This window comes from Nitratireductor sp. B36, assembly GCF_020833685.1.
Taxonomy (GTDB): domain Bacteria; phylum Pseudomonadota; class Alphaproteobacteria; order Rhizobiales; family Rhizobiaceae; genus Nitratireductor.
Map to the genome: position 1 here is coordinate 455,024 of NZ_JACKZY010000001.1, position 18,366 is coordinate 473,389.

General features: G+C 57.9%; 31 protein-coding genes. 8 read left to right on the top strand and 23 right to left on the bottom strand.

Translation table 11 applies throughout. The annotated features are described in order from the left end of the window. Position 1: 1 nt before the first annotated feature. Genes H7H48_RS02265 through H7H48_RS02290 form a run of 6 tightly spaced genes read right to left on the bottom strand, consistent with a single transcriptional unit; the run spans position 2 to position 4,560 of the window. Positions 2 to 820: a phage minor head protein gene (locus H7H48_RS02265; RefSeq protein WP_229447191.1), complete on the bottom strand. Its 819-nt coding sequence runs from the start codon at positions 818 to 820 to the stop codon at positions 2 to 4. After that, the gene (locus H7H48_RS02270; protein WP_229447192.1) at positions 820 to 2,202 is read right to left on the bottom strand and encodes a DUF1073 domain-containing protein; all 1,383 of its coding nucleotides are present in this window, start codon (positions 2,200 to 2,202) and stop codon (positions 820 to 822) included. The genes H7H48_RS02265 and H7H48_RS02270 overlap by 1 nt, the downstream gene beginning before the upstream one ends. Next, a complete protein-coding gene (locus H7H48_RS02275) occupies positions 2,199 to 3,620 on the bottom strand; it encodes a PBSX family phage terminase large subunit (protein ID WP_229447193.1) in 1,422 nt (473 codons plus the stop codon). The genes H7H48_RS02270 and H7H48_RS02275 overlap by 4 nt, the downstream gene beginning before the upstream one ends. After that, complete coding sequence (locus H7H48_RS02280) at positions 3,617 to 4,147, bottom strand: terminase small subunit (protein ID WP_229447194.1); 531 nt, start codon at positions 4,145 to 4,147, stop codon at positions 3,617 to 3,619. The genes H7H48_RS02275 and H7H48_RS02280 overlap by 4 nt, the downstream gene beginning before the upstream one ends. Before the next feature lie 9 nt (positions 4,148 to 4,156). Then, complete coding sequence (locus H7H48_RS02285; protein ID WP_229447195.1) at positions 4,157 to 4,342, bottom strand: hypothetical protein; 186 nt, start codon at positions 4,340 to 4,342, stop codon at positions 4,157 to 4,159. 5 nt (positions 4,343 to 4,347) lie between these two features. Next, positions 4,348 to 4,560, bottom strand: a complete 213-nt coding sequence (locus H7H48_RS02290) for a hypothetical protein (RefSeq protein ID WP_229447196.1) — start codon at positions 4,558 to 4,560, stop codon at positions 4,348 to 4,350. A gap of 291 nt (positions 4,561 to 4,851) precedes the next feature. Here H7H48_RS02290 and H7H48_RS02295 point away from each other — a divergent pair, with 291 nt between their 5' ends. Both H7H48_RS02295 and H7H48_RS02300 read left to right on the top strand, forming a co-directional pair. After that, on the top strand, positions 4,852 to 5,091 hold the full coding sequence (locus H7H48_RS02295) for a YMGG-like glycine zipper-containing protein (protein ID WP_370633321.1): 240 nt from the start codon (positions 4,852 to 4,854) through the stop codon (positions 5,089 to 5,091). 24 nt (positions 5,092 to 5,115) lie between these two features. Further along, a complete protein-coding gene (locus tag H7H48_RS02300) occupies positions 5,116 to 5,394 on the top strand; it encodes a hypothetical protein (protein ID WP_229447197.1) in 279 nt (92 codons plus the stop codon). Here the strand turns inward: H7H48_RS02300 and H7H48_RS02305 are convergent. From H7H48_RS02305 to H7H48_RS02335, 7 genes are read right to left on the bottom strand one after another with little or no spacing between them, the layout of a single operon-like run. Beyond that, complete coding sequence (locus tag H7H48_RS02305) at positions 5,391 to 6,107, bottom strand: hypothetical protein (protein WP_229447198.1); 717 nt, start codon at positions 6,105 to 6,107, stop codon at positions 5,391 to 5,393. The two genes, H7H48_RS02300 and H7H48_RS02305, sit on opposite strands and share 4 nt — an antisense overlap. Before the next feature lie 2 nt (positions 6,108 to 6,109). Next, positions 6,110 to 6,403 (bottom strand): hypothetical protein, encoded by a 294-nt coding sequence (locus H7H48_RS02310; RefSeq protein ID WP_229447199.1) that lies wholly within the window; start codon positions 6,401 to 6,403, stop codon positions 6,110 to 6,112. Beyond that, positions 6,400 to 6,852 (bottom strand): hypothetical protein, encoded by a 453-nt coding sequence (locus H7H48_RS02315; protein WP_229447200.1) that lies wholly within the window; start codon positions 6,850 to 6,852, stop codon positions 6,400 to 6,402. Before H7H48_RS02315 ends, H7H48_RS02310 begins: the two co-directional genes overlap by 4 nt. After that, positions 6,849 to 7,121: a hypothetical protein gene (locus H7H48_RS02320; protein WP_229447201.1), complete on the bottom strand. Its 273-nt coding sequence runs from the start codon at positions 7,119 to 7,121 to the stop codon at positions 6,849 to 6,851. Before H7H48_RS02320 ends, H7H48_RS02315 begins: the two co-directional genes overlap by 4 nt. Beyond that, on the bottom strand, positions 7,118 to 8,545 hold the full coding sequence (locus H7H48_RS02325) for a DnaB-like helicase N-terminal domain-containing protein (RefSeq protein WP_229447202.1): 1,428 nt from the start codon (positions 8,543 to 8,545) through the stop codon (positions 7,118 to 7,120). Before H7H48_RS02325 ends, H7H48_RS02320 begins: the two co-directional genes overlap by 4 nt. Continuing rightward, positions 8,542 to 9,114 carry a hypothetical protein gene (locus H7H48_RS02330; protein ID WP_229447203.1) on the bottom strand — a complete coding sequence of 191 codons (573 nt, stop codon included), beginning with the start codon at positions 9,112 to 9,114 and terminating at the stop codon, positions 8,542 to 8,544. The genes H7H48_RS02325 and H7H48_RS02330 overlap by 4 nt, the downstream gene beginning before the upstream one ends. Continuing rightward, entirely contained in the window at positions 9,115 to 9,687 is a 573-nt protein-coding gene (locus tag H7H48_RS02335) for an MT-A70 family methyltransferase (protein WP_229447204.1), read from the bottom strand. A gap of 166 nt (positions 9,688 to 9,853) precedes the next feature. On the opposite strand from H7H48_RS02335, the gene H7H48_RS02340 reads away from it, so the two are divergent. Then, positions 9,854 to 10,669 (top strand): HNH endonuclease, encoded by an 816-nt coding sequence (locus tag H7H48_RS02340; RefSeq protein WP_229447205.1) that lies wholly within the window; start codon positions 9,854 to 9,856, stop codon positions 10,667 to 10,669. Between the two features lie 43 nt (positions 10,670 to 10,712). On the opposite strand, the gene H7H48_RS02345 is transcribed toward H7H48_RS02340, so the two are convergent. The 7 genes from H7H48_RS02345 to H7H48_RS02375 form a co-directional block, all read right to left on the bottom strand. After that, positions 10,713 to 11,222 carry a hypothetical protein gene (locus H7H48_RS02345; RefSeq protein ID WP_229447206.1) on the bottom strand — a complete coding sequence of 170 codons (510 nt, stop codon included), beginning with the start codon at positions 11,220 to 11,222 and terminating at the stop codon, positions 10,713 to 10,715. After that, positions 11,219 to 11,587, bottom strand: coding sequence for a hypothetical protein (locus H7H48_RS02350; protein WP_229447207.1), 369 nt, complete (start codon positions 11,585 to 11,587; stop codon positions 11,219 to 11,221). Before H7H48_RS02350 ends, H7H48_RS02345 begins: the two co-directional genes overlap by 4 nt. A 205-nt stretch (positions 11,588 to 11,792) precedes the next feature. Continuing rightward, the gene (locus tag H7H48_RS02355) at positions 11,793 to 11,960 is read right to left on the bottom strand and encodes a hypothetical protein (protein ID WP_229447208.1); all 168 of its coding nucleotides are present in this window, start codon (positions 11,958 to 11,960) and stop codon (positions 11,793 to 11,795) included. A gap of 190 nt (positions 11,961 to 12,150) precedes the next feature. Then, entirely contained in the window at positions 12,151 to 12,744 is a 594-nt protein-coding gene (locus H7H48_RS02360) for a hypothetical protein (protein ID WP_229447209.1), read from the bottom strand. Beyond that, positions 12,741 to 12,977, bottom strand: coding sequence for a hypothetical protein (locus tag H7H48_RS02365; protein ID WP_229447210.1), 237 nt, complete (start codon positions 12,975 to 12,977; stop codon positions 12,741 to 12,743). Before H7H48_RS02365 ends, H7H48_RS02360 begins: the two co-directional genes overlap by 4 nt. Next, positions 12,974 to 13,273: a hypothetical protein gene (locus H7H48_RS02370; RefSeq protein ID WP_229447211.1), complete on the bottom strand. Its 300-nt coding sequence runs from the start codon at positions 13,271 to 13,273 to the stop codon at positions 12,974 to 12,976. The genes H7H48_RS02365 and H7H48_RS02370 overlap by 4 nt, the downstream gene beginning before the upstream one ends. Continuing rightward, positions 13,270 to 13,506 carry a helix-turn-helix domain-containing protein gene (locus H7H48_RS02375; RefSeq protein WP_229447212.1) on the bottom strand — a complete coding sequence of 79 codons (237 nt, stop codon included), beginning with the start codon at positions 13,504 to 13,506 and terminating at the stop codon, positions 13,270 to 13,272. The genes H7H48_RS02370 and H7H48_RS02375 overlap by 4 nt, the downstream gene beginning before the upstream one ends. On the opposite strand from H7H48_RS02375, the gene H7H48_RS02380 reads away from it, so the two are divergent. Genes H7H48_RS02380 through H7H48_RS02390 form a run of 3 tightly spaced genes read left to right on the top strand, consistent with a single transcriptional unit; the run spans position 13,505 to position 15,173 of the window. Continuing rightward, positions 13,505 to 14,173 carry a LexA family transcriptional regulator gene (locus H7H48_RS02380; RefSeq protein WP_229447213.1) on the top strand — a complete coding sequence of 223 codons (669 nt, stop codon included), beginning with the start codon at positions 13,505 to 13,507 and terminating at the stop codon, positions 14,171 to 14,173. The genes H7H48_RS02375 and H7H48_RS02380 overlap by 2 nt on opposite strands. 13 nt (positions 14,174 to 14,186) lie before the next feature. Further along, on the top strand, positions 14,187 to 14,798 hold the full coding sequence (locus H7H48_RS02385) for a type VI secretion system-associated protein TagO (protein WP_229447214.1): 612 nt from the start codon (positions 14,187 to 14,189) through the stop codon (positions 14,796 to 14,798). Between the two features lie 45 nt (positions 14,799 to 14,843). Next, entirely contained in the window at positions 14,844 to 15,173 is a 330-nt protein-coding gene (locus tag H7H48_RS02390; RefSeq protein WP_229447215.1) for a hypothetical protein, read from the top strand. Between the two features lie 479 nt (positions 15,174 to 15,652). Here the strand turns inward: H7H48_RS02390 and H7H48_RS02400 are convergent, their stop codons facing one another. The 3 genes from H7H48_RS02400 to H7H48_RS02410 form a co-directional block, all read right to left on the bottom strand. After that, entirely contained in the window at positions 15,653 to 16,183 is a 531-nt protein-coding gene (locus H7H48_RS02400) for a phosphoribosyltransferase (RefSeq protein ID WP_229447216.1), read from the bottom strand. A gap of 120 nt (positions 16,184 to 16,303) precedes the next feature. After that, complete coding sequence (locus H7H48_RS02405; protein WP_229447217.1) at positions 16,304 to 17,053, bottom strand: DNA-processing protein DprA; 750 nt, start codon at positions 17,051 to 17,053, stop codon at positions 16,304 to 16,306. Positions 17,054 to 17,330: 277 nt separating this feature from the next. Continuing rightward, a complete protein-coding gene (locus H7H48_RS02410) occupies positions 17,331 to 17,657 on the bottom strand; it encodes a helix-turn-helix domain-containing protein (protein WP_229447218.1) in 327 nt (108 codons plus the stop codon). Positions 17,658 to 17,861: 204 nt separating this feature from the next. Between H7H48_RS02410 and H7H48_RS02415 the strand changes: the two genes are divergently transcribed. Together H7H48_RS02415 and H7H48_RS02420 are read left to right on the top strand one after the other, a co-directional pair. Next, positions 17,862 to 18,176, top strand: a complete 315-nt coding sequence (locus H7H48_RS02415; RefSeq protein WP_229447219.1) for a hypothetical protein — start codon at positions 17,862 to 17,864, stop codon at positions 18,174 to 18,176. Further along, a complete protein-coding gene (locus tag H7H48_RS02420; RefSeq protein ID WP_229447220.1) occupies positions 18,176 to 18,358 on the top strand; it encodes a hypothetical protein in 183 nt (60 codons plus the stop codon). The genes H7H48_RS02415 and H7H48_RS02420 overlap by 1 nt, the downstream gene beginning before the upstream one ends. Positions 18,359 to 18,366: the final 8 nt, after the last annotated feature.

The window sequence follows — 18,366 nt, forward strand, 5'->3', positions numbered from 1 at the left end:
GCTAAAGCTCCAACACGCCCTTTGCCTTGCAACCACAGAAGGGCTGGAAGCCTGGCGGGTCTTTCTTGCCGATCTCACTGTTCCACGGGATCACCTTCCCGTTGCGGGCCAGATGCTCCGGGCGGTAATGGATCTTGCCGCTGTGAACCCACTCGAATTTCTTCATGCCAAGCTGCAATTGCCGGTCGCGGTCGAGCGATGCAGACAGCTTTTGCGTCTGGTCCATGGCGATACGCAGTGACCGTTTCCGACCCAGCTGCAGCGCCGCGTTGATCTCCTTGGCGACCTCGCGGGCTGGTGTCCGGCTCTGCAAGCCCCGGAAAACAATGTCCGCGATGCGACCCCGCGTCTGGTCGCTGACATTGCGCACCAAGGCGACATTGCGAGCAACCACGTCTTCCATGGTCTCCTGCACATCACCGGCGTGCATCTGCGTCGACAGGTCAACATTCGTCGCATAGCTCAACTGGCTGATGACCTTGCTCATGTGCCAGCGTTGAAGCGTATCGGCCCATGCCTGAAACAGACCGCGAAACGTGAAGATCGAACGGACGGCTTCACTCTCCACCGCCTCAATCTCGACTTCCACGTCTCCGGCTCTGTCGATGGTCAGCCCGTCAGATGCCCGCTGTTCGGCCAGAGAGCGGCTGTAGGCGGGCAGAATGCGTTCCTTGGCTCCATTGGCCCACACGCGAACAATCGCCACATAGAGCCTAGCCAAGTCCTTTTCCTGCGCCGTTGTCGGCTCTATGGCCTGCATGGTGATGCGATCAGCCTTCACACCGGCAGCGCGGGCCTGTGCGGCAAGGTTGATCTTCATCACTCGGCCTCAGCAATAGCGCTGGGGTCTTCCTCGCCTTCCTCAAGGTCAGGCACGTCAAGCGCAGCTTCAGAAGCGTCATAAGCCGTATCGGCGCCTGGCCATGATCCACTCTCGACCAGACGGTTCTGGACCATCTCTGCCAATGCGTCCTGTGGCACCAAACCAGAGCGGGCATAGATATCCGCAGCCTCGGCTTCCAGCTTATCCACTTCAGCCTGGGCCTTTTCATCCAGCGTCCAGAGCGGGTTCCAGCGATACCAGATTTCCGGAGGGCGCTGTCCAAGAGCCGAGCGGATCAGCATTTCATCCAGTGTCTGGAGGGCTGGCGTATATTCGAGCTCCTGAATGGTGCGGATGCTGTCGTAATAATGCCTCAGCGAACCGTCATCATTGCCGCTCAGGCCGGTTTGCTGCTCCATGAGCAAGCGCGTAACCGGGATATCAGCCGCACCTGCCATGATCGTGATAAGCGTTTGCGCAACGTCCGGCAGGCCCGTGAAGGTCTGTGTCTTCTGGCTCCACTCGTCTTCGCCATCCAGCATTAAGACATTGCTGATGCTTTTGAGGGCGGCAACCATGGTCCATCGACGGATGTAATCGCTCTCTGCCGCACCGGAGGCCATCTGTGCGACCATATTCTTGATGCGCACAACGTCGATCTTGGCTTCATGCAACAGCGCGTCGATCACGCCGGCAGCGTTGTCAGCAGATCGAATCGAGTCCGCCATCTGCAGCCAGATGCTGTCACCCCAGAACTGACTGCCATTGCGGTTCGTGATTCCGGGAACAGTGCGCCCATTGATGACCACGACGCGGGACGGGTGAATATCTACCGTCACGCCATCTGCATTGATGTTCCACTTCTCCGGCTGGCCACGCCACTCTGAAAGCGGATCGCGAATGATCTGCCCCGGCGTGATTTCATCGCGCCCTAGGATGGTCAGGAACTTGATAGAGCCCTTGCCGATACGGTCCAGATTGAGCGGCTGCGAGGGAAGGCCAGGAAGCCCGCCCGGAACAATCACAGCGCCGCCTGTATGACGGGCAGCCAGAAGCGCCTGATAGACCATCACGCGGACCTTGAGGCGCTGTTCCTCGGCTTCGATAGCCTCGATCTGGTCTTTCTCAGCCTGCCATGCGCGCCATTCCCGCACCGCATCAGCGGCAGGGATGCGAACAATCTTGCCGTACCACGTCGAAGCCCGGTAGGCGTTATCGCGCTCCACCGGGTCTGTTTCGACCACGTAGCGCGTTGCAGCGCTCTTGACGTTGGCACGGCCCAGGCCAGTGATGACATTGGACATGCCGTCCACCATCAGGCCATTGATCGCCGTAATCTCGCCTTTCTGGTCAACCCTGATGCGGGGCTTGTCAGTCATGTGAATGCCTTTCGCATCTGGTCGAGGGTGTAGGCGGCATGAACCATATTCACGTTGTCCGCCGCGATTACCGCATCTGCGAGGTTGTGCGATTTCACGCCCAGATCCTTTTTGAGCTTAAGCTTGGGCACAACACGTTTTTTGCCCTCGCTCGCTAACCACCATGGCACGCAAAGCTCGGTGAACAGGGCGTCCAGCTTCGCCTCACCCATTTCGGACGAGAACGACAAGACATCTTCTGGCTTGATCGACTGGCCACGCGTGACCGCATTGAACGTCAGCATCGCCTTTCGGGCCGTGTTTGCCCAAGCCTGCGCCTTAAGGTTCAGATACTCGTCTTTGTTCAGCGGGCTGTTGCTGTTCTGCGGATCGCTCGGCTTGTCTCCATCCATGACGCCGCCGCCTGCATGAAAGGCGAAGTGCTGCACTTCGGCACCGTTTAGCTCGTTCTGCTCATCTATATAGCCGCCGACAAAGGCACCCACGCCGATGGTGTCGTATGAGACCAGCGCGTTACGGTGCTTCGCCTTCGCCCAGACCCTCCTGGCGTTCTGGACCAGTTCGTCCTTGCCTGACGCCCAGTCCTCGGCGTCTTCGAACACGCCCGCAATCTTGTCAGCCGTGGCGCACCTGTCCTCGCCGTCATCTGCCGGATCGAAACCGATAACGTTCCGGCCAACCAGATTGAGGCCAAGAACCTTGTGTGCATCGACACAGGCATCCAGCCAGCGGCGCTTGAAGATAGAAAGTTCACTATCACCCAGAGGCACGCCCAGATAGACATGCTCGAACATCTCCGGGTCGCGTTCCTGCATCAGGGCGATATCACGCAACGCCTTCTGCGATAGGAATGGGTTTTCGGTGTAATTGATGCGCCTGACTACCGTGTTGGGCGGCACATTGACCACGAAATTGCGCCAAACATAATCTGTCACAAACTTCGGGTTGAAAAGTAGGATCGCGAGGCTGTCTTCCTTTCGGATCGTTGGGCCGATGATCACCCACTGTTCCTCAGTGAGCTTTTCCGCCTCCTCGACCCAAAGGATGTCGATGTCCGAGGTGCCTTTGATCTCATCAATGTTGCGCTCGATACCGTAGAAGATGAATTCCGACCCGGTCGCGCGGTGGATGATCGTTGTCTTCTGGATATCGAACGCGTCATTCAATCCGAGGTGGCTGATCGCCCACTTCAACTCGGTGTAGACAGACTCCTGAATGCGGTTCTGATAGCGCCGGACACACATCACGCGCATCCGAACCGGGATATGATCAACCAGCCGGACGAGCTGGCAGGCCGTGTCTCTGGTCTTCGAACTGGACCGGCCACCGTGAAGAACGGCGGTGTCGGCCTGCCCTAGGAATACCTGCTCCCAGAAATCATAAAGGGCCGGGTTTGTGAGAGCGACATGCACATTCACTCGCCACCCTCTTCCCTCAACACCTCACGCCAGGTTTTGGTTTCGGTCTGGATAGGCCCGCCATCCCTGCCTGTGTGCTCGATGCGATCGATGAACATGCCGAGATGCTTGGCCATCTTCTCCAGAGCGCTGTTCTTGTCCCAGACCTTGATCTTGTGGATGTGCTCGACCTCGCCATCTCCAATGCTACGCTTGACCACCTCGATGGAGGAAACTGCCGCTGCGAAGTCATCATCCCAATCCTCGGGACGTTTCAGGTTCCCGTTCTCATCGAAGGCCTTGCGCATGTCGGAGAACCCGAGCCGGCGCATCTCTTCAAGAACGCGCGCAACGGTCGCCTCAGCCTTCACAGCCCCTCGCCCAACGATCTCATCAACTCTGGCCCGAATGCTTTCATTTGCTTTCAAGCGCGTGGCATTCCCCCGGTTCGGGCTGTATCCGGCCTTGTGGTACGCCTCATCCGCAGACAGGCCCTTTGCCAGCCCCTGCGCGAAGGCTTCATGCTTGACGTTCTTCAGGACGGGCATGGGAAGGCCTCAGAATATCAATGCCCAAACGAGCCAAGCCAGAAGCGATCCGATCACAGCTGCACCGAAGCGAAACAGTGGCATGATGTCGAAGCCGTAGTCTCCGCTGGGCTTCATTGGCGTGAAGACCGCCCACGAGAGCGACACAGCAGTGATCAGGGCCGGGATAGCCCACCATGCGAATGTGACTGTCATCTGCATCACCCTTTGATCAGATCGAGCGCCTGCACCAGTTCGCGGATATTATCGTCCGAGAGGCCAGACATGCGTTCGCCCTCGTCGCGCTGGTCCATCGGTTCGCTGCGAATGTCCCACACCGTCTTGCCGTCATAGGTGTGCTTTCGGGTGGCGGTTACACGCCTGCCGTATGCGTCCCGGCCGATATCCACCTTTTGTTCGACAAGCTGCGGCATCTCAGGTCTCCACATACGAGAAGCCCCAGCGCATGGCCGGGGCGTTCTGTGCATTATTTGCAAATTGCTCAGGACGGAACGGCCGGGATATCCCAACCTTCTCGACTTGCGCCGCCGTCCTGATCTGATCCCCCGCCTAACAGTCTTGTCGCTCGGCGGATAAGGATGCCTCTTCCTGCGTGTGTCGCTGAACCTAAGTCGCCCCGCCAACGCTTGTCGCTGAGCGCCATGTGTGCTTACCTTCCAACTTCGTCGGGTGGTCAAATCAAGAGGAACACAATGGTTCGGAATATGCTTGTCGTTGCGGTAGCGGCCATTGCCCTAGCTGGATGCACCACTACAGAACGGGACCTCAGTGTCGGAACGGCCGCAGGAGCAGTTGTAGGTGGACTGGCCGGAGGTGGTCGAGGTGCACTTATCGGCGCCGGTGCAGGAGCGCTTGGCGGCCTTCTCGTTCGTAACCTGCGCAATGGCTACTGTGAGTACCGTGGCCGCAACGGTCGGATATACAGGGCTCGGTGCCGCAGGTAGATTGCTGGCAGCAAGCGTTATTGATTGTGGTTGCAGGCCGAGGATTTGAACCTCGCAAGCTTGGCTTATGAGACCAAGCGGGGCACCAGCCCAGCCTGCCTTGAGAGAATTTTAACCGCGCTGCCCGACCATCCGAGCATGAGGGATAACGTCTACAAATTCCGCACCCTCAAGTGGGGTGATCCCAAGAAGTTCAAGGTGCTCGCAGAAGACCTTGAGCCGAAACGGCGGCCAATTGCGTTCATCGCCTTGGTCATAGTCGCTGCGATTGCGGCCTTCGGGGCCGCCTACCTCTATTTCTAAGCCGCTTCCTGCTTCCGCTTCTTGGCTTCCCTCTGCCTCCGGCGCTCGTTGCGCCGTTCAGCCCAGGAGAAGTCCGCTGGATCGTTTGAGAAGTAGCTGGTGAATGCCTCGTCTGAGGCCCATGACGTGACGCCTCTTTCTTCAGCGCGCTCGTCTTCGATGTTGGGCTCAATATGCCCGTTTTCCGGGGGAACAGGGAACCCCTCACATTCAGGGTTATTGCAATTCTGCACACTCCTGCGAGCCAGATGTGCAAGAATTGATGCCAGAGCGCGATTTTTCCGCGCCCTCCCCGTCTTCGGCGTGATGTCCTGACCGGCGCACCAGTCCTTGAAGAACAGCCGCTTGTGGTCGGCCATGCAGCGTACCCAGGCGGCGAGCGCGGCTCTATTGGCCTCGTTGTCGACCAGCGCATACCAGCCCTGCGCCTCTTCGGCCTCCGAGATGTCTCGTGCAGTGTATTCAGTCTTCTCGAAGAACTCCCGCCGATAGAGCGCATGTGCGTCCTGATCTTCAAGGTGAAGGCGGCAGGCATCGGCCCGAGGATCGCGGCTGCGGCGCTCCCCTCGCCTGTGGCCCCAATTCCTCATGTCGTCGTCGGAATGGACGTAAGGGAGCTGCTGGGCGCGCAGCGGGGCCGGTCCCACGCGGTTGCCGACGCTCTCGATCTCTGCCGCCCGGATAAGGCGCTCTGCGATCTGAGAAGGAGTCATTTTCATTCTCCCTGATCCTTGCCTTCTGGTCTTCCGCCAAACCCCTTGACCACCCAGAGAGCTGCCAAACCCAACAACAGTGTGATCACGGGCACTGCGACTATGCGAAAAAGCAGTTCTGAATAGTACCGCCAGGGTTCGGCATTTTGAAAAGCACACCACGGGCCAGCACCCGTTTCGATACCAACAAACTCAAGCGGACAGGATAGGTCGCTTCCCCAGAGTTGATAGAGCGCCCAAACAACCGAGGAGACAATCCAAAGTCGAAGTAACCCACTCTTCCAGTTCACCTTCATGGCCTCCCAAGTTGTCTACGGTCATCCAGCAGATCCAGTTGATCCGCATGCGGTCCAAGCTTACGGAATATCCGCTCGTAGACCATCCCACCGAGGGCAAATCGTGTCGGGACAACACTCCTTAGTTCCTGCGCCACAAACTGCAGTTCACCGCCGGGGATCATGTCCCAGGTCTCAAGCCATGCGCTTGCGTCACGTTCGATGATGCCCTGACAGGCCCTCACCATGTCCGAAACCATCCAGAAGCCCTCCTTATCCAAGAGTAGCTTGTTGTTGCCGGCCTCGATGATCGTGGTCATCACCATGCGGGCATGCCCGATGCCGTAGCGGTCGATGATGCGTCGAAGGGTGTCCGGCGCACGGGTCTGGCCGACCTCCGGGTATCTGGTACCGGGGATGATCTCGACGTTGAATTCCCGGCAGAGCTCTATGACGCGCGGATCGATCATGCCTTGACCACCTCCACAGGCCGCTTTCCGGCTCGAAACAGCTTTCCGGCTTCCCAACGGTGCTCCGCCTTGGCGCGCTCGCTGGTGTAGTTGCCGTTCATGTAGGCTATCAGGGCAGCATGAGCACCCTCCCTCGCCTCTCTGGCATTCCGGAATGGCTTGATCTCGCCATTCTCCATCACGGGCTTGTAGGCGCCGTGTTCGCCGGCTCGGAATTCACCGATCCAGATAAAGCCATTGTGCCGGGCGCGGGCGTCGAAAGCGTTCAAAGCATTGCCTCCTGAAGCTCTGCATCGTTTTGCCGTTCCGATTTGTAGCGAGTGAACCGCGCTTCGAAGATCAGGTTATTCTTCACCGCGGCATTCCCGAAGCGAACCTTGATCGCGCCGATCTGGGCAATGTCCTCACCCTCGATTACCGCGGACGGGAAAGCTTTGTGAATCTTCTTCCAGTCAGAGTCCGACGCGGCGACGGCTTTCCGCTCCTCTAGGAATTTGATGTAGCGATAGACATAAAAGATCGCATCATAGGCCTGCTTGGCCGGATCGCCGCCAAACAGATCGGCCGAGATAGGCCGTGGATTGTCCCGCTTCATGCCGTAGCTGTTGCGCTGGTTCAGAACGAGCCATGCCGCGCCGGTTTGCTCCGCGCCGGCCTTGAAGACCTTGTTGATATCCTTGGCCTTTGTGCCCTCATCCGAGAGCCGCTCCTGTGGCGTCACGGCTCCAATGTGGTCAACCACCACCAGCGGGACATTCCCGTTGCCGTAGCGCTTCACGAATGAGCGGGCAAAGGAAAGCAGTTGGGGCGCGGTCTGGTCCGTGCATTTGACGACCTCGAAAGGCTGCCGGTCGATCCAGGTGGCAAAGTCGACCACCTTTCTCATTTCCTTCTCGGACACATCGCCGGCCCGTTGGCGCCGCGCTTCGATGTCGTGCTCCTGTGCGATCATCTGCCGGATGCACTGCTCACCCGACTGATCGTAGCTCATGAACAGGACCGGGTGCCCGCGTTTCAGGGCATGCGTGATCATCTGGAGCGTGAGGCTTGTCTTGCCTTCTCCTGAGCTGGAAAGCAGCCCGTAGAGGTTCCCGGCCTCGAAACAGGGTTCGGAGATAACTTCTGCGATTTCATCCAGGCAGATCGGAACGCCCGCGATGCTCTTGCGCTGTTGGGCGGCGGTCATGGCTTCCAGGTACTGGTGTCCAAGATTACCCGAACCACCACCGATGTGGTCGCCACGAAGCTTGGCAAGATGATCCTCCAGCGCCGCGGAGGCTGAAAAAGGATCCACATCAGGAGACCGTGCATAAACGCCAGCAATGGTTTCCTCGCAGCCGGCGATGATCTGGCGATCGATCCAGTGGTGCAGGACACCAAGGGCATAATCGCGGGCCTGAACCGGTGCCACGGCCTCCACGGCAAGCCGAACCAGGTATTCCCCCAGTGTGATCTCGCCGACGCGCTCGCCCTCAGGCAGGTAGCTCTTGACGGTCTTCGGATCGGCCTTCCGCCCGACAGAGACCATTTTGCCGATCACCTCAAACACCTTGCCATGCAGAGGCTCGAAGAAGTGGTGAGGCTGGATCACCTTGGATACGAGGTCAAAGCAGTTGTTGTTGACCAGCACCGCGCCAAGGATGGCTTGCTCGAGCTCGATGTTGTGAGGGAGTGGCTTCTGGATATCGGTCATGCTGCGGCTCCTGTCCGGCGCGCCTGAACGATCTTGAACGTCTGGCAGGACGGTCCAGCGAACGCCAATCCAACCGCGTCTGCCTGATCGTCATTGGTGACAGTGATGCGAAGCTGCCGGCATCGATCCCGCGCCGCCTTCTTCCAGTCCTTCCGGCTCCAGCCCGGCCGCCGTCCAAATCCAAGGAACTGCTTGCGCCAAGTTTCCGGCGCAACGATCTCGAACGGGATCTGATAGGCCCGAACGATGGCTGAGGCTGCGCCCGTAAGCTGGTTCAGGAGGAGTGCCGTCCCGGCGTTGATCGTCATCTCTTCATGCTCGCCGGCGAAGTCGTTTGTTTTCTTCCGATGCTGCATGACGTTTCGTGCCGGACGCTCGATCACCACGAAATCCGGGCGGGTTTGCTTCACCATCTTGATGATGCGTTGGCCCATCTCGCCGGCGCGAACCTCGTAGCATTCACCGTCGATCTTGAACGATCCGGGCCTTACAGCTGACAGAGATGCATCTGTGTCGTACCAGGCGAAGCCAGTCGTCGTGGCGATATCCAGTCCGAGAATGAGTGCCATCTACGCTGCCTCCCCAAATTTGCCTGCTTCATCGCCCCAGACTGTCCAGCCCGGCCGGTTGGTGCGGCTGAAAAGCTCGATCCGGCGCGCGCGGGGCATCAACTGCTCGGCAGCCCGGTAAGCTTCTTCCGGTTTGCGGGAATGCTCTCTGGCCTGCCCCATGATCAGCGACCGGACGGACTTGGTGGTCTTTGGCTCACCCCTCGTTCCGATCAGAACGGGTTCGTGTGCGCTGCGGAAGATGTAGCCGGTGCCGAAGGCGAGTTTGCCGTTGACCGTCGTCTTGCCCCACGCCCCGGCAGTCTTAAAGGTGAAGCCCCAGGCATTCAGGACATCGAGCGCCTGCGGCAGCATTGGATTGGTGGCCCAGAGCCACAGGAGCGCGTCTGGTGCGGCCAAATCGAGAACCGGCAGCGCTTTGATCTCGTCAAGGCTCTGGCACCGGTACTGCGCCTGCGCAGACTTGCCCTCGCCCTTCTCCGAACGAAGCTCGAATGACCAAGCAGGGTCTGCCATAATTAGATCGAAGGAATGCGGGTTGATGTCGCCAAATGGCCAGTCGAACAATCGCATCACTCCCCTCCCCACATAGCCGCGCCAAGGATGAGAATGCCCGCAATGGCGATGGCCCAGTTGATGATCAGAAAACGGGTGCGCTCGGTCATGCTGCGGCTTCCTTTAACGAAGAAGAAGGCAGGTTTTGCTTTGCTGCGATGAAGACAGATCGGGAGGGAGCCATATGACCTGGGGATATGAGGCTGGACGCGTCTATAATCGAACCAACGACATTCATGGACGGTTCAAGGGCGAAGGCAGCCGGCAAAGCGGGATCATCACGTTCGCTACTCATCCAGTCGTAGTGATAATCTCTGGAAAAACCGGCATCGCACACGGATATGCCGATCGATGGCGAACAGATGGAGCATTCGAGTACTTTGGTGCAGGCCAGATCGGTGACATGGTCATGTTGCGCGGCAACAGGGCCATTGCTGACCATTCCGCTGACGGAAAAAGCCTTCTGCTCTTCTTCGACACCGGAAATGGTCTTCGCTTCCATGGCGAGATGGTATGCGAAGGATACCATATTGAACGCGCGCCCGATCAGAACGGAGACAAACGCGATGCAATCGTGTTTGAACTTCGCGACCTGGAGGCGGTTGCCATAAAAGCAGTGGACGCGGACCTTCCGACCGATGTTTCCCTGGATGAGCTGCGAAAGCGCGCGTTGGCAGCAGTGGAGACCCCGACTTCGACGAGCGAATCCAAAGCCCGCACCGTCTATCAGCGCAGCCGCGATGTCAGAGCCTACGTTTTGGCTCGTGCGAATGGTGTTTGCGAAGGTTGTGAAAAAGAGGCGCCGTTTATCCGGGTTGACGGGACACCCTACCTGGAACCGCACCATCTGCGACGTATCAGCGATGGTGGACCTGATGATCCGCGGTTCGTCATTGGGATATGCCCGAACTGCCACCGCCAGGTGCATCACGGCATCGACGGGGTCGAATACAACACCGCACTGCTCAAAAAGATGAAATCGATCGAACCGACAACTTGATTTGCGGCGATGCATCGGAACCTCCAAGGAACGAGTTGAGCGGCTAAGCGGCCGCTTCGGGCTCTTCGTCGGGAAACTCGGGATCGCCCTCATTCAGGACGTGCGACAGATCCTTGTTGGCGAATGCGTGCCCGTCATTCAGGCCGCGCTGCCACTCCTGCCCTGCCTTGCTGTCGGCGCCATATGGGTTCGTCGCATCCTTGCGAAGCTTGCCGGCCGCAAGGCCTTCCTCGTATGCGCGCTCTTCAATGGGAGTGCGGTCCTCGTCGAACATGTCAAACTGGCGGGCAAGACCGTGGCCGAACATGCGAGCAATGCGCAGGCGGCGCTTCATCGTAGCGACGATCTCACCAGCGTCCTTATCCTCGAGCTCCTTTGCCCACTTCACGTCGGCTTTTGTGAAACCCAGGTTCTTGATCCGGTCGTAGATGCCGGCCATCTCGCCTTTGAGACCGGCCATGTCGGAGTCGTGCTCCTTGATCTGCCGGAAGGCATTTAGGAACTGCTGTTCCTCAAACTGCTCGCGTTCGGAGTTGTGTCCTATTTCAGTCATAGCTGGTCCCTTTCCGCGCTTTGCGGCGGCGTCTGATTGCCTTCCAGAGCCGCTTGATCCCGCGACATAGCCGCATTGCTTTCCTCGATTGATTGGGCTTCCCGCTCGATGCGGTCGGCGGTGTTTTCGATCAGTGCGCAAAGGTGGCCGTAGGTGTTTCGAAGCCCGCGATAGACGTCAGCGTTCATCGATTTCATCTCATGCCAGCGCTTCCACACACGTTCGGCTTGAGCCGGTGTAATCCCGGCTTTTCTTGCCGCCCTGTCACGCGCCGCGGTCTGAGTGTCACCCCAGCCGCGATACTCTTGTCTCGTTGCAGCGTTCAGCATCCGGAACGCCTCCTGAGCAGCCATACTCGTACTCATTGGCTCGTCCTCAATGGGTGCGGATCCGCACCGTTTCGGGTCACACATGACCTCTCTCCGTCGCTACATTCACACTCGTAGCAACGGGGATTTCCGGGCCTGTAGGGCTCGATCTCGAAAGGAAGGAAAGGAACGACGAATGAGCAGGACGACGCGCAAACATCAGCCTGGTCAGCTCGATTTGTTCCCTGAAACATTGCGGAGGTCATTTGCGCCTCCGCTGAAACGGGCTCATGGCAATGGCGGCTGCAACCGCCAGAGGCCAGACAACGCAAACTGCCCATTCACGGAGGCCCGCGGGCGCTTCCCGCTTTACGGCAGCAATCGCGCCTATGACGCCCAGCCCGTATAGGGTGATAGCGAGGATCGTCATGCTGAGCTCTCCAGAACCGGAACTCTGGCATTCCTTAGAACGCGCTCAACCTCACAGGGAGCGCAGGGCTTGCCGGTCACATTCCGGACGGTCTTCGCAATTTGAGGAAGAGACTGACCGCGCCGCGCTGCCGCAAGCATCAGGTCGGTGTCGGCAACGGTCCACTTGAAGTTCCACAAAGGGCGCTGGGTCATGCCGCCTCCGAAAGGATCGGCGCCAAGCCTTCGGCGGTGCGGAACTCATCAACCAGTTCCAGCACCTGCCGCCATGCAACGACCTTGGGGCGCCCGCGCCCGTTGCTGATGCTGTACTTGGCCCTCTGGAAATTCAGCCGATAGCCCCATTCCTCCAGGTAGGCCTTGATCGAGAGGTAATCCGTGTTGGCGCCTCTCTCGAACCTGCGAGGCTCGCCATGCTTTGCCTTCCAGTCTGCAATCATTTCCTCGAGCGAGTGCGCCGGCCGGACTTCACCACTGCGATTTTCCAATTTGTCATCGAGAGGACGCGAGATGCCGGCCGGCTGGCCCTTGGATACCGTCTCGCACCCGAAGATCGTGCTGGAAGCCGAAGCCCCGCCACACCCAAGGGTTTTTGTGAATTCGTTGGCGGCTTGCAGCGATTTGCGGTGATGGCTAACGCCTTCGGCGTCCCGGCCTCTGACGGAAATTCCGGTCCCGCCAAATTTTTGCGCCCGCAGAGCATCGCTGCTTGTTGTGCTCGGTATGCCGCCGGATACCGCCGAAGTGCGCGGGCCGGGGAAATTCGTGTCATTGCCGCTCGTCATCCCGCCAGCCTCTCAATCCATTCTGCCACACCGGAGATCGCCAGGAGCATCACCCACCAGCCTGCGAGGGAGGTGAGAAGAAGCGAGACCAAAAAGGCCCAGACCAGGATGATCTTGCCGGTGCTGAGATGAAGGGTTGCCGGAGAGGATACGGGAGGAGGTGCACCCTCCCCGGCTTCCGCCGCGCGAGGGTGGGATGGGACGCGGCGTTCTTGTGTCTGGTGGGAGGTCATGCGGCGCTCTCCCGTTCTGGGGTGGGGGATGGGGTGCGGGCAGATGCTTCCATCTCAGCTACACGCCGCTGCAAATCCTTCCGCAGCGTCTCAAGGCGCTTCACGTATTCCTCGGTCGCGCTGCCATGATTCTCAGGGAAAAACACGTCGCGCAGCGCGTTCGCGCATTCAACCAGCCGCTCAGGGCCACCGGGGAGTGTCATCACGTCCCTGCCCTTGCCGTCCAAGATGCGGGTAACTTCACCGATCTGGCCGACATGGTAGCGGCCCTTGGGATAGGTCTTGGCTTCGCTCATGCCGCTGTCTCAGCGTTATCGTTCGGGAGAAAGTCGTCAGCGGAAAGCGCGACGTTCTTCTCCTTCGCTGCCGCCAGAAGAGCCGGAACGTGCTTGAACGGGATAATGCCGCCCGTGCCGCCCTTTTCTTTGGCGCGAGACCAATTGGAAACACGGGTGCGATGAACGCCGGCGATTTCAGCGACCGCGCTCGGTCCACCCAGGTTCTTGATGATTGACTGTGCAGGTTCCATGGCCGTGATTGTAGCGATTATAGAAACATCTGCAAGTGATTTTGTAGCGAATACAGAAAATGCACCCATTCGCCGTTCGCGCTATGGCTTCTGGATGTTGTCCAGATGGCTACAAGAGGCGCTTGAAGCGTCAGGGGTTTCGCAGTCCGAGCTTTCGCGTCGTCTGACCGAAATGCTTGGCCGGTCTATTGATCGTGCTGCGGTGAATAAGATGGTGAAAGGTGCGCGGGCTATAGCTGGCGACGAGTTGATTGCCATTCAGACGATTACAGGAATGGAAGCTCCGTCCGAAATCCTTGTCCCGCTGAAGGGGCGCGTCGGAGCCGGTCAGCAGGTCGAAGCAATCGACAACGGTGACGTGGATAGCGTCCCGGCGCCAAGGGATTCGCGACCGGGAACGGTTGCCGTTGAAGTGTCAGGTACATCGATGTTCCCTGCGCTGGAGGACGGCTACCTGCTCTACTACTCGAAACACCTGCCGCCTGCCGAAATGGTGAACCGCCGAGCTGTGGTGCAGTTGGCCGATGGCCGAATATTCGTGAAGATTATCCGACCTGGGTCGGCTCCCGATCTTTGGACGCTCCAAAGCGTGAACGCCATGTTCGAAGATATGATCGATCAGGTTGTTGAATGGGCCGCACCTATCGACTGGATACGGCCACGTTAAAAGGGGGAGCTCTATGCGGGGGATTTTCGTCGGTGCGGTCGTTCTGACTACGACTTGCGCGCCGGGGTTCGCGGCCGGAGAAGGCTGCATCCAGATTTCGAACGATCTGGATCGATTGGCTTGCTACGACAAAGCGCTTGGACGGACACCAGAACAGAAGACGGAGCCGACTGCAAAAGGCAATTGGTCGGTCACGTCTGAAACGTCCAAACTCACCGACCAAACGAATGTTTTCCTCCGCGTGGAGTCTGACGAAACGGTCAATTGCGGATGGAACAGAGGCGGGAAAGTCACGCTCTACGTGCGCTGCGTTGAAAACAAGACCGGACTGATTTTCGCCACCGGCTGCCACATGACTTCCAGCCAATACAACGACTATGGTGACGTAACCTATCGCTTGGATGACGAGAAGGCGAAGACTGTTGGAATGCAGGAATCAACCAACAATCGATCGCTGGGCCTTTGGAGTGGCGGGCGCTCAATCCCGGTCATCAAGCAGATGTTCGGCAAGTCACAGATCGTTGTGAGGATGACGCCATACGGCGAAAACCCTTTCACCGCGACCTTCGACATCACTGGCTTGGAAGAATCCATCAATCCATTGCGGGAAGCCTGCCACTGGTAGCAGCATACCGAGACAACTCAAACTGAGGGCATAAAGGGGTAATTCATGCGGGGGGAAATCATCGCGGCAATGTTGGTTGTCAGTTTGGCAGGTTGCGCCAAAAATCCGGAATCTATCGCCGCCTCAACCATGCCAATGAACGCGTATTCTGGTCTCTCCTGCAATCAGTTGGCCATGGAGCACCAACGCAGCTCGCTCGCGCTCCAGCAAGCCGAGGCAGCACAAAGACAGGCAGTTCAAGGCGATGCAGTTGGCGTATTCCTGATCGGCGTGCCAGTAAGCAGCCTCAGCGGCGCCGACAAGGAAGGCATGGTCGCACAACACAAGGGTGAGATCATCGCCATCAATGCAATGCGCAGAAACAAGGGCTGCTGAACATCCGGACATAGGAGGCAGGCATGACGCCGCCGAGATTTCTGGAATGCCTCGCATATCTGTTTTGGACGTGAGAAACACTCGCTGAGGTGCTGGAATGCGATCCAGCGCTTATCAATGCTTGGGCGACCGGTCGGGAGGAAATCCCGGCTGGGCTGGCAACATGGCTCGAGACATTAGCCAAGGCACACGAAGCGGCCGGCATACCCACCACCTATCGGAAAGCGCGGTTCAGCGCTGAGCAGTGGAAAGATCGGGAAGAAAACGACCAGTAGCGGAACCGCGTTCGCATGTATCGGCGAATTCTCACCGTGTGCGTGGTCGGGTGTGCAGTAAACATCGGCGGGATGTATGCGGAAATATTTGCGTGCTGACGTGATATGACCGTCAACTTCACGCTCAAAGACTCGGCTGCCGGGATGGGAATCTGGGCCAGGAGCGCGTTTTGATTATGAACATACAATTGCGCCCAACAAAGGTCACAGATCCACTTCCCCCTGCTCTTGAAGAAGCTCAAACTCCCGCGGGAAGAATGCCTTTTCGGCTGCTGCGACAGTCCGTCCGCAAACAATAGCGGCCGAAACCTCGAATCCCCTCTCTTCAAGCCGTTGCTTCGCGGCGAGGATGGTACCGCCGGTTGTGATTATGTCGTCGATCAGCACAACGGGGCGCGGTTTGAAATGTTCCGAGACCATCAGATGCGGATAGACCGCGTCGACTCCCCTTAAACCGCCTTGCGAAGCAGGCAGGAGATTGCTGACAAACCGTACCGCTGGGACTATCGGGTTATCCAAATCATCAGGTACCGCACTCTGCAACATCGTCAGAGATCGGAAGTCATCCTGACTGAATGAGTCCTTTGAGGGCACCGGTACGAGGGCGTTGCCTTGGTAGTGCAATCGAACCGTTTCAGCGATGAACCGCCCAAAGATCAGTCGTGTCTTCGCGGCATCCTGCTCATTGATGCGTTGTGGCCCCTTCTTAAACGGAACTGTGAGATAGCCGTTCATCTTTCCATGCTTCACGGCTCCGCAGAATTTGTAGGATTGCCAAAGCTCATTCGGCCGCGGAGCTAGATTGATGTGCGCCCATTGGCTGTAGTATGCGCAAAGGTAGTGGATCTTCACCGCTCACCCAATCGCGCTGAGGATATCGCCAACATCCGATAACACTTTGACCTTTGGCTCTTTCAAAAATTTCTGCGGCCATTGCAAGTCGGGGTTCTCAGCCACAGAACGCATGATGAAAAGCCATCGTCCTAGACGGACGCACTCAGTGGCTTGGTGCAGTGTACCCGACGTGTCGGATGCTTCGACAATAACACTCGCATCGGTGAGCGCAGCCATAAGTTTATTGCGCTTTGGGAAGTCGGACGGGAATGTTCTTTGGCCCGGTCGGAACTGAGAGATCAGAAGATGATCGCTATAAATTTCCTCTTGGACCTCGGCGTGCTCAATCGGATAGGCTTTGTTGATAGGTGTCCCAATGACAGCGATTGTATTGCCGCCAGCGCCCATAGCGCCTAGGTGCGCAGAGATGTCGACACCTTTGGCCAAGCCGCTTGTGACAACGACACCTGCATCGCTGAGTTCGCGCGCCACTCTTCGTGCGCGCGCTCTGCCAGCTTCTGAAACTGAACGTGCGCCGATTACACAAACGCATTTACCTTTGAGCAGTGTCAGGTCACCGGAGTAGTAGATCTCGTGATCGGTGTCGGGCTGATCGCGGAACAAGCTTGCCTGGGTCTCTGAAAATGGGCGTTCAGTGTATTTCAGGAGTTCATTCAGCCTTATTGTCGTCACGCTCGCTGGTGGAGTATACCGTGCGCGCCGGGTCATCGATTTGTCGTTGCTGTCCATGCGTAGCAACACCGGCTCCATCTCCACCTCCCCTATCAATTGACGAATATCGCGATTCGTTCTCAACCGAGAACCCAAGCCAGCCGACACCTGTGGAAAATAAGCCAAATTCCGGCAACTTGAAATGTTCTCTTTGCCACAACTGTCGCTTCCCTTCTACGTTTGAGAGGTAGGGCTTCGGAGATATAATACTCCCTCTCAGAGCCCTATATCCTCCAATCATAAACTACCGTTATTATGTTCTACCGTTATTAGGGGTATCACTGGTGACACCCAGTCTAAGTGTCACTGGTGACACCTAGGACTGCCATGGAAAGACCAGCCAGTAGTGATTCACGGCCCGGTTTCGGCGTCCTCGCGTGATCTGATCTCGGTCAATCAGCCCTTCCTCTCGCAGCTTCTTTGCCGACCGCTTCACGGTCTCGATGCTGAGGTTCAAATCCTTGGCTATCGTCTTCTGCTGATGCTTCGTGTGGTTATCCCGCCGGTTCATGTGCATGGCGATGAAGATCGCGACCCGCTGGCAATCGGCGGTCAGATAATCCCTCCCAAGAACATGCCTGATCCATTCATCCCGGTTTCGATACCACTGCCCGGCCGGCGATAATTCCGTCTCGTCGTTCATTGATTTTCCCTGAAATCCTGCCGCTCGCGCCATCGCGAGACACGCCCATTTGTACGGCGCGCGGGCGGCACTGTCAAAAAATGTTTCTTATATCGCTACAATCCAATTGACAGGCTGTAGCGATTACCGCTACATTCCCCTCACACACCGAGCACGAAGACGGCCCTGCCAGATCTGCCGGACACAATGGAGAGGAAGAGAACGATGAGCCGATATGACTTCTGCCATACGATCCATGACGAGAAGCTTGGAATTGGCGTCGTCTATGACCTGGAATGCGAGGTTGAGCTGTCCGTCGAACTGGATGCAGGCGTCCCGTTGATCTCGGTGGATGCCGTCTACATGGACGGAAGGAACCTGTTTGACGGGACTGCGCTCACTAAATCCATTGCTGCCGAAATTGCGAACGCGGCCGAGAACGATGAGGTCTTGAAGGCGCTTGCCGTTGCCGATGAAGGATTCGTCTACCGCGGTCTTGGCGGGAACGATCCTGAAGGCCGGTTTGTGAGGGCACTGTGATGCTCTCCTTCGAATTCTCACGCCAGCGCGCCGATTTGGAGCACGAATACCGCAAGGCCATGCGCCGCGCCCTCGTGCTGATCGATGCCGGCGAACTCTCTCACGCAGAAGCGGAGATCAGAGCCGCGAACGACTTCCGGGCAGCGATCAATGCGCTTGAGGCAGAAAGGAAGGCCGCGTGATGCTCGCC

What these genes read in the sequence shown, in the direction of transcription:
- H7H48_RS02265 (WP_229447191.1), bottom strand. Translation starts at nt 820, where the DNA reads ATGAAGATCAACCTTGCCGCACAGGCCCGCGCTGCCGGTGTGAAGGCT.
- H7H48_RS02270 (WP_229447192.1), bottom strand. Translation starts at nt 2,202, where the DNA reads ATGACTGACAAGCCCCGCATCAGGGTTGACCAGAAAGGCGAGATTACG.
- H7H48_RS02280 (WP_229447194.1), bottom strand. Translation starts at nt 4,147, where the DNA reads ATGCCCGTCCTGAAGAACGTCAAGCATGAAGCCTTCGCGCAGGGGCTG.
- H7H48_RS02285 (WP_229447195.1), bottom strand. Translation starts at nt 4,342, where the DNA reads ATGACAGTCACATTCGCATGGTGGGCTATCCCGGCCCTGATCACTGCT.
- H7H48_RS02290 (WP_229447196.1), bottom strand. Translation starts at nt 4,560, where the DNA reads ATGCCGCAGCTTGTCGAACAAAAGGTGGATATCGGCCGGGACGCATAC.
- H7H48_RS02295 (WP_370633321.1), top strand. Translation starts at nt 4,852, where the DNA reads ATGCTTGTCGTTGCGGTAGCGGCCATTGCCCTAGCTGGATGCACCACT.
- H7H48_RS02305 (WP_229447198.1), bottom strand. Translation starts at nt 6,107, where the DNA reads ATGACTCCTTCTCAGATCGCAGAGCGCCTTATCCGGGCGGCAGAGATC.
- H7H48_RS02310 (WP_229447199.1), bottom strand. Translation starts at nt 6,403, where the DNA reads ATGAAGGTGAACTGGAAGAGTGGGTTACTTCGACTTTGGATTGTCTCC.
- H7H48_RS02315 (WP_229447200.1), bottom strand. Translation starts at nt 6,852, where the DNA reads ATGATCGATCCGCGCGTCATAGAGCTCTGCCGGGAATTCAACGTCGAG.
- H7H48_RS02325 (WP_229447202.1), bottom strand. Translation starts at nt 8,545, where the DNA reads ATGACCGATATCCAGAAGCCACTCCCTCACAACATCGAGCTCGAGCAA.
- H7H48_RS02330 (WP_229447203.1), bottom strand. Translation starts at nt 9,114, where the DNA reads ATGGCACTCATTCTCGGACTGGATATCGCCACGACGACTGGCTTCGCC.
- H7H48_RS02335 (WP_229447204.1), bottom strand. Translation starts at nt 9,687, where the DNA reads ATGCGATTGTTCGACTGGCCATTTGGCGACATCAACCCGCATTCCTTC.
- H7H48_RS02340 (WP_229447205.1), top strand. Translation starts at nt 9,854, where the DNA reads ATGACCTGGGGATATGAGGCTGGACGCGTCTATAATCGAACCAACGAC.
- H7H48_RS02345 (WP_229447206.1), bottom strand. Translation starts at nt 11,222, where the DNA reads ATGACTGAAATAGGACACAACTCCGAACGCGAGCAGTTTGAGGAACAG.
- H7H48_RS02350 (WP_229447207.1), bottom strand. Translation starts at nt 11,587, where the DNA reads ATGAGTACGAGTATGGCTGCTCAGGAGGCGTTCCGGATGCTGAACGCT.
- H7H48_RS02355 (WP_229447208.1), bottom strand. Translation starts at nt 11,960, where the DNA reads ATGACGATCCTCGCTATCACCCTATACGGGCTGGGCGTCATAGGCGCG.
- H7H48_RS02360 (WP_229447209.1), bottom strand. Translation starts at nt 12,744, where the DNA reads ATGACGAGCGGCAATGACACGAATTTCCCCGGCCCGCGCACTTCGGCG.
- H7H48_RS02365 (WP_229447210.1), bottom strand. Translation starts at nt 12,977, where the DNA reads ATGACCTCCCACCAGACACAAGAACGCCGCGTCCCATCCCACCCTCGC.
- H7H48_RS02370 (WP_229447211.1), bottom strand. Translation starts at nt 13,273, where the DNA reads ATGAGCGAAGCCAAGACCTATCCCAAGGGCCGCTACCATGTCGGCCAG.
- H7H48_RS02380 (WP_229447213.1), top strand. Translation starts at nt 13,505, where the DNA reads ATGGCCGTGATTGTAGCGATTATAGAAACATCTGCAAGTGATTTTGTA.
- H7H48_RS02375 (WP_229447212.1), bottom strand. Translation starts at nt 13,506, where the DNA reads ATGGAACCTGCACAGTCAATCATCAAGAACCTGGGTGGACCGAGCGCG.
- H7H48_RS02385 (WP_229447214.1), top strand. Translation starts at nt 14,187, where the DNA reads ATGCGGGGGATTTTCGTCGGTGCGGTCGTTCTGACTACGACTTGCGCG.
- H7H48_RS02390 (WP_229447215.1), top strand. Translation starts at nt 14,844, where the DNA reads ATGCGGGGGGAAATCATCGCGGCAATGTTGGTTGTCAGTTTGGCAGGT.
- H7H48_RS02400 (WP_229447216.1), bottom strand. Translation starts at nt 16,183, where the DNA reads ATGAACGGCTATCTCACAGTTCCGTTTAAGAAGGGGCCACAACGCATC.
- H7H48_RS02405 (WP_229447217.1), bottom strand. Translation starts at nt 17,053, where the DNA reads ATGGAGCCGGTGTTGCTACGCATGGACAGCAACGACAAATCGATGACC.
- H7H48_RS02410 (WP_229447218.1), bottom strand. Translation starts at nt 17,657, where the DNA reads ATGAACGACGAGACGGAATTATCGCCGGCCGGGCAGTGGTATCGAAAC.
- H7H48_RS02415 (WP_229447219.1), top strand. Translation starts at nt 17,862, where the DNA reads ATGAGCCGATATGACTTCTGCCATACGATCCATGACGAGAAGCTTGGA.
- H7H48_RS02420 (WP_229447220.1), top strand. Translation starts at nt 18,176, where the DNA reads ATGCTCTCCTTCGAATTCTCACGCCAGCGCGCCGATTTGGAGCACGAA.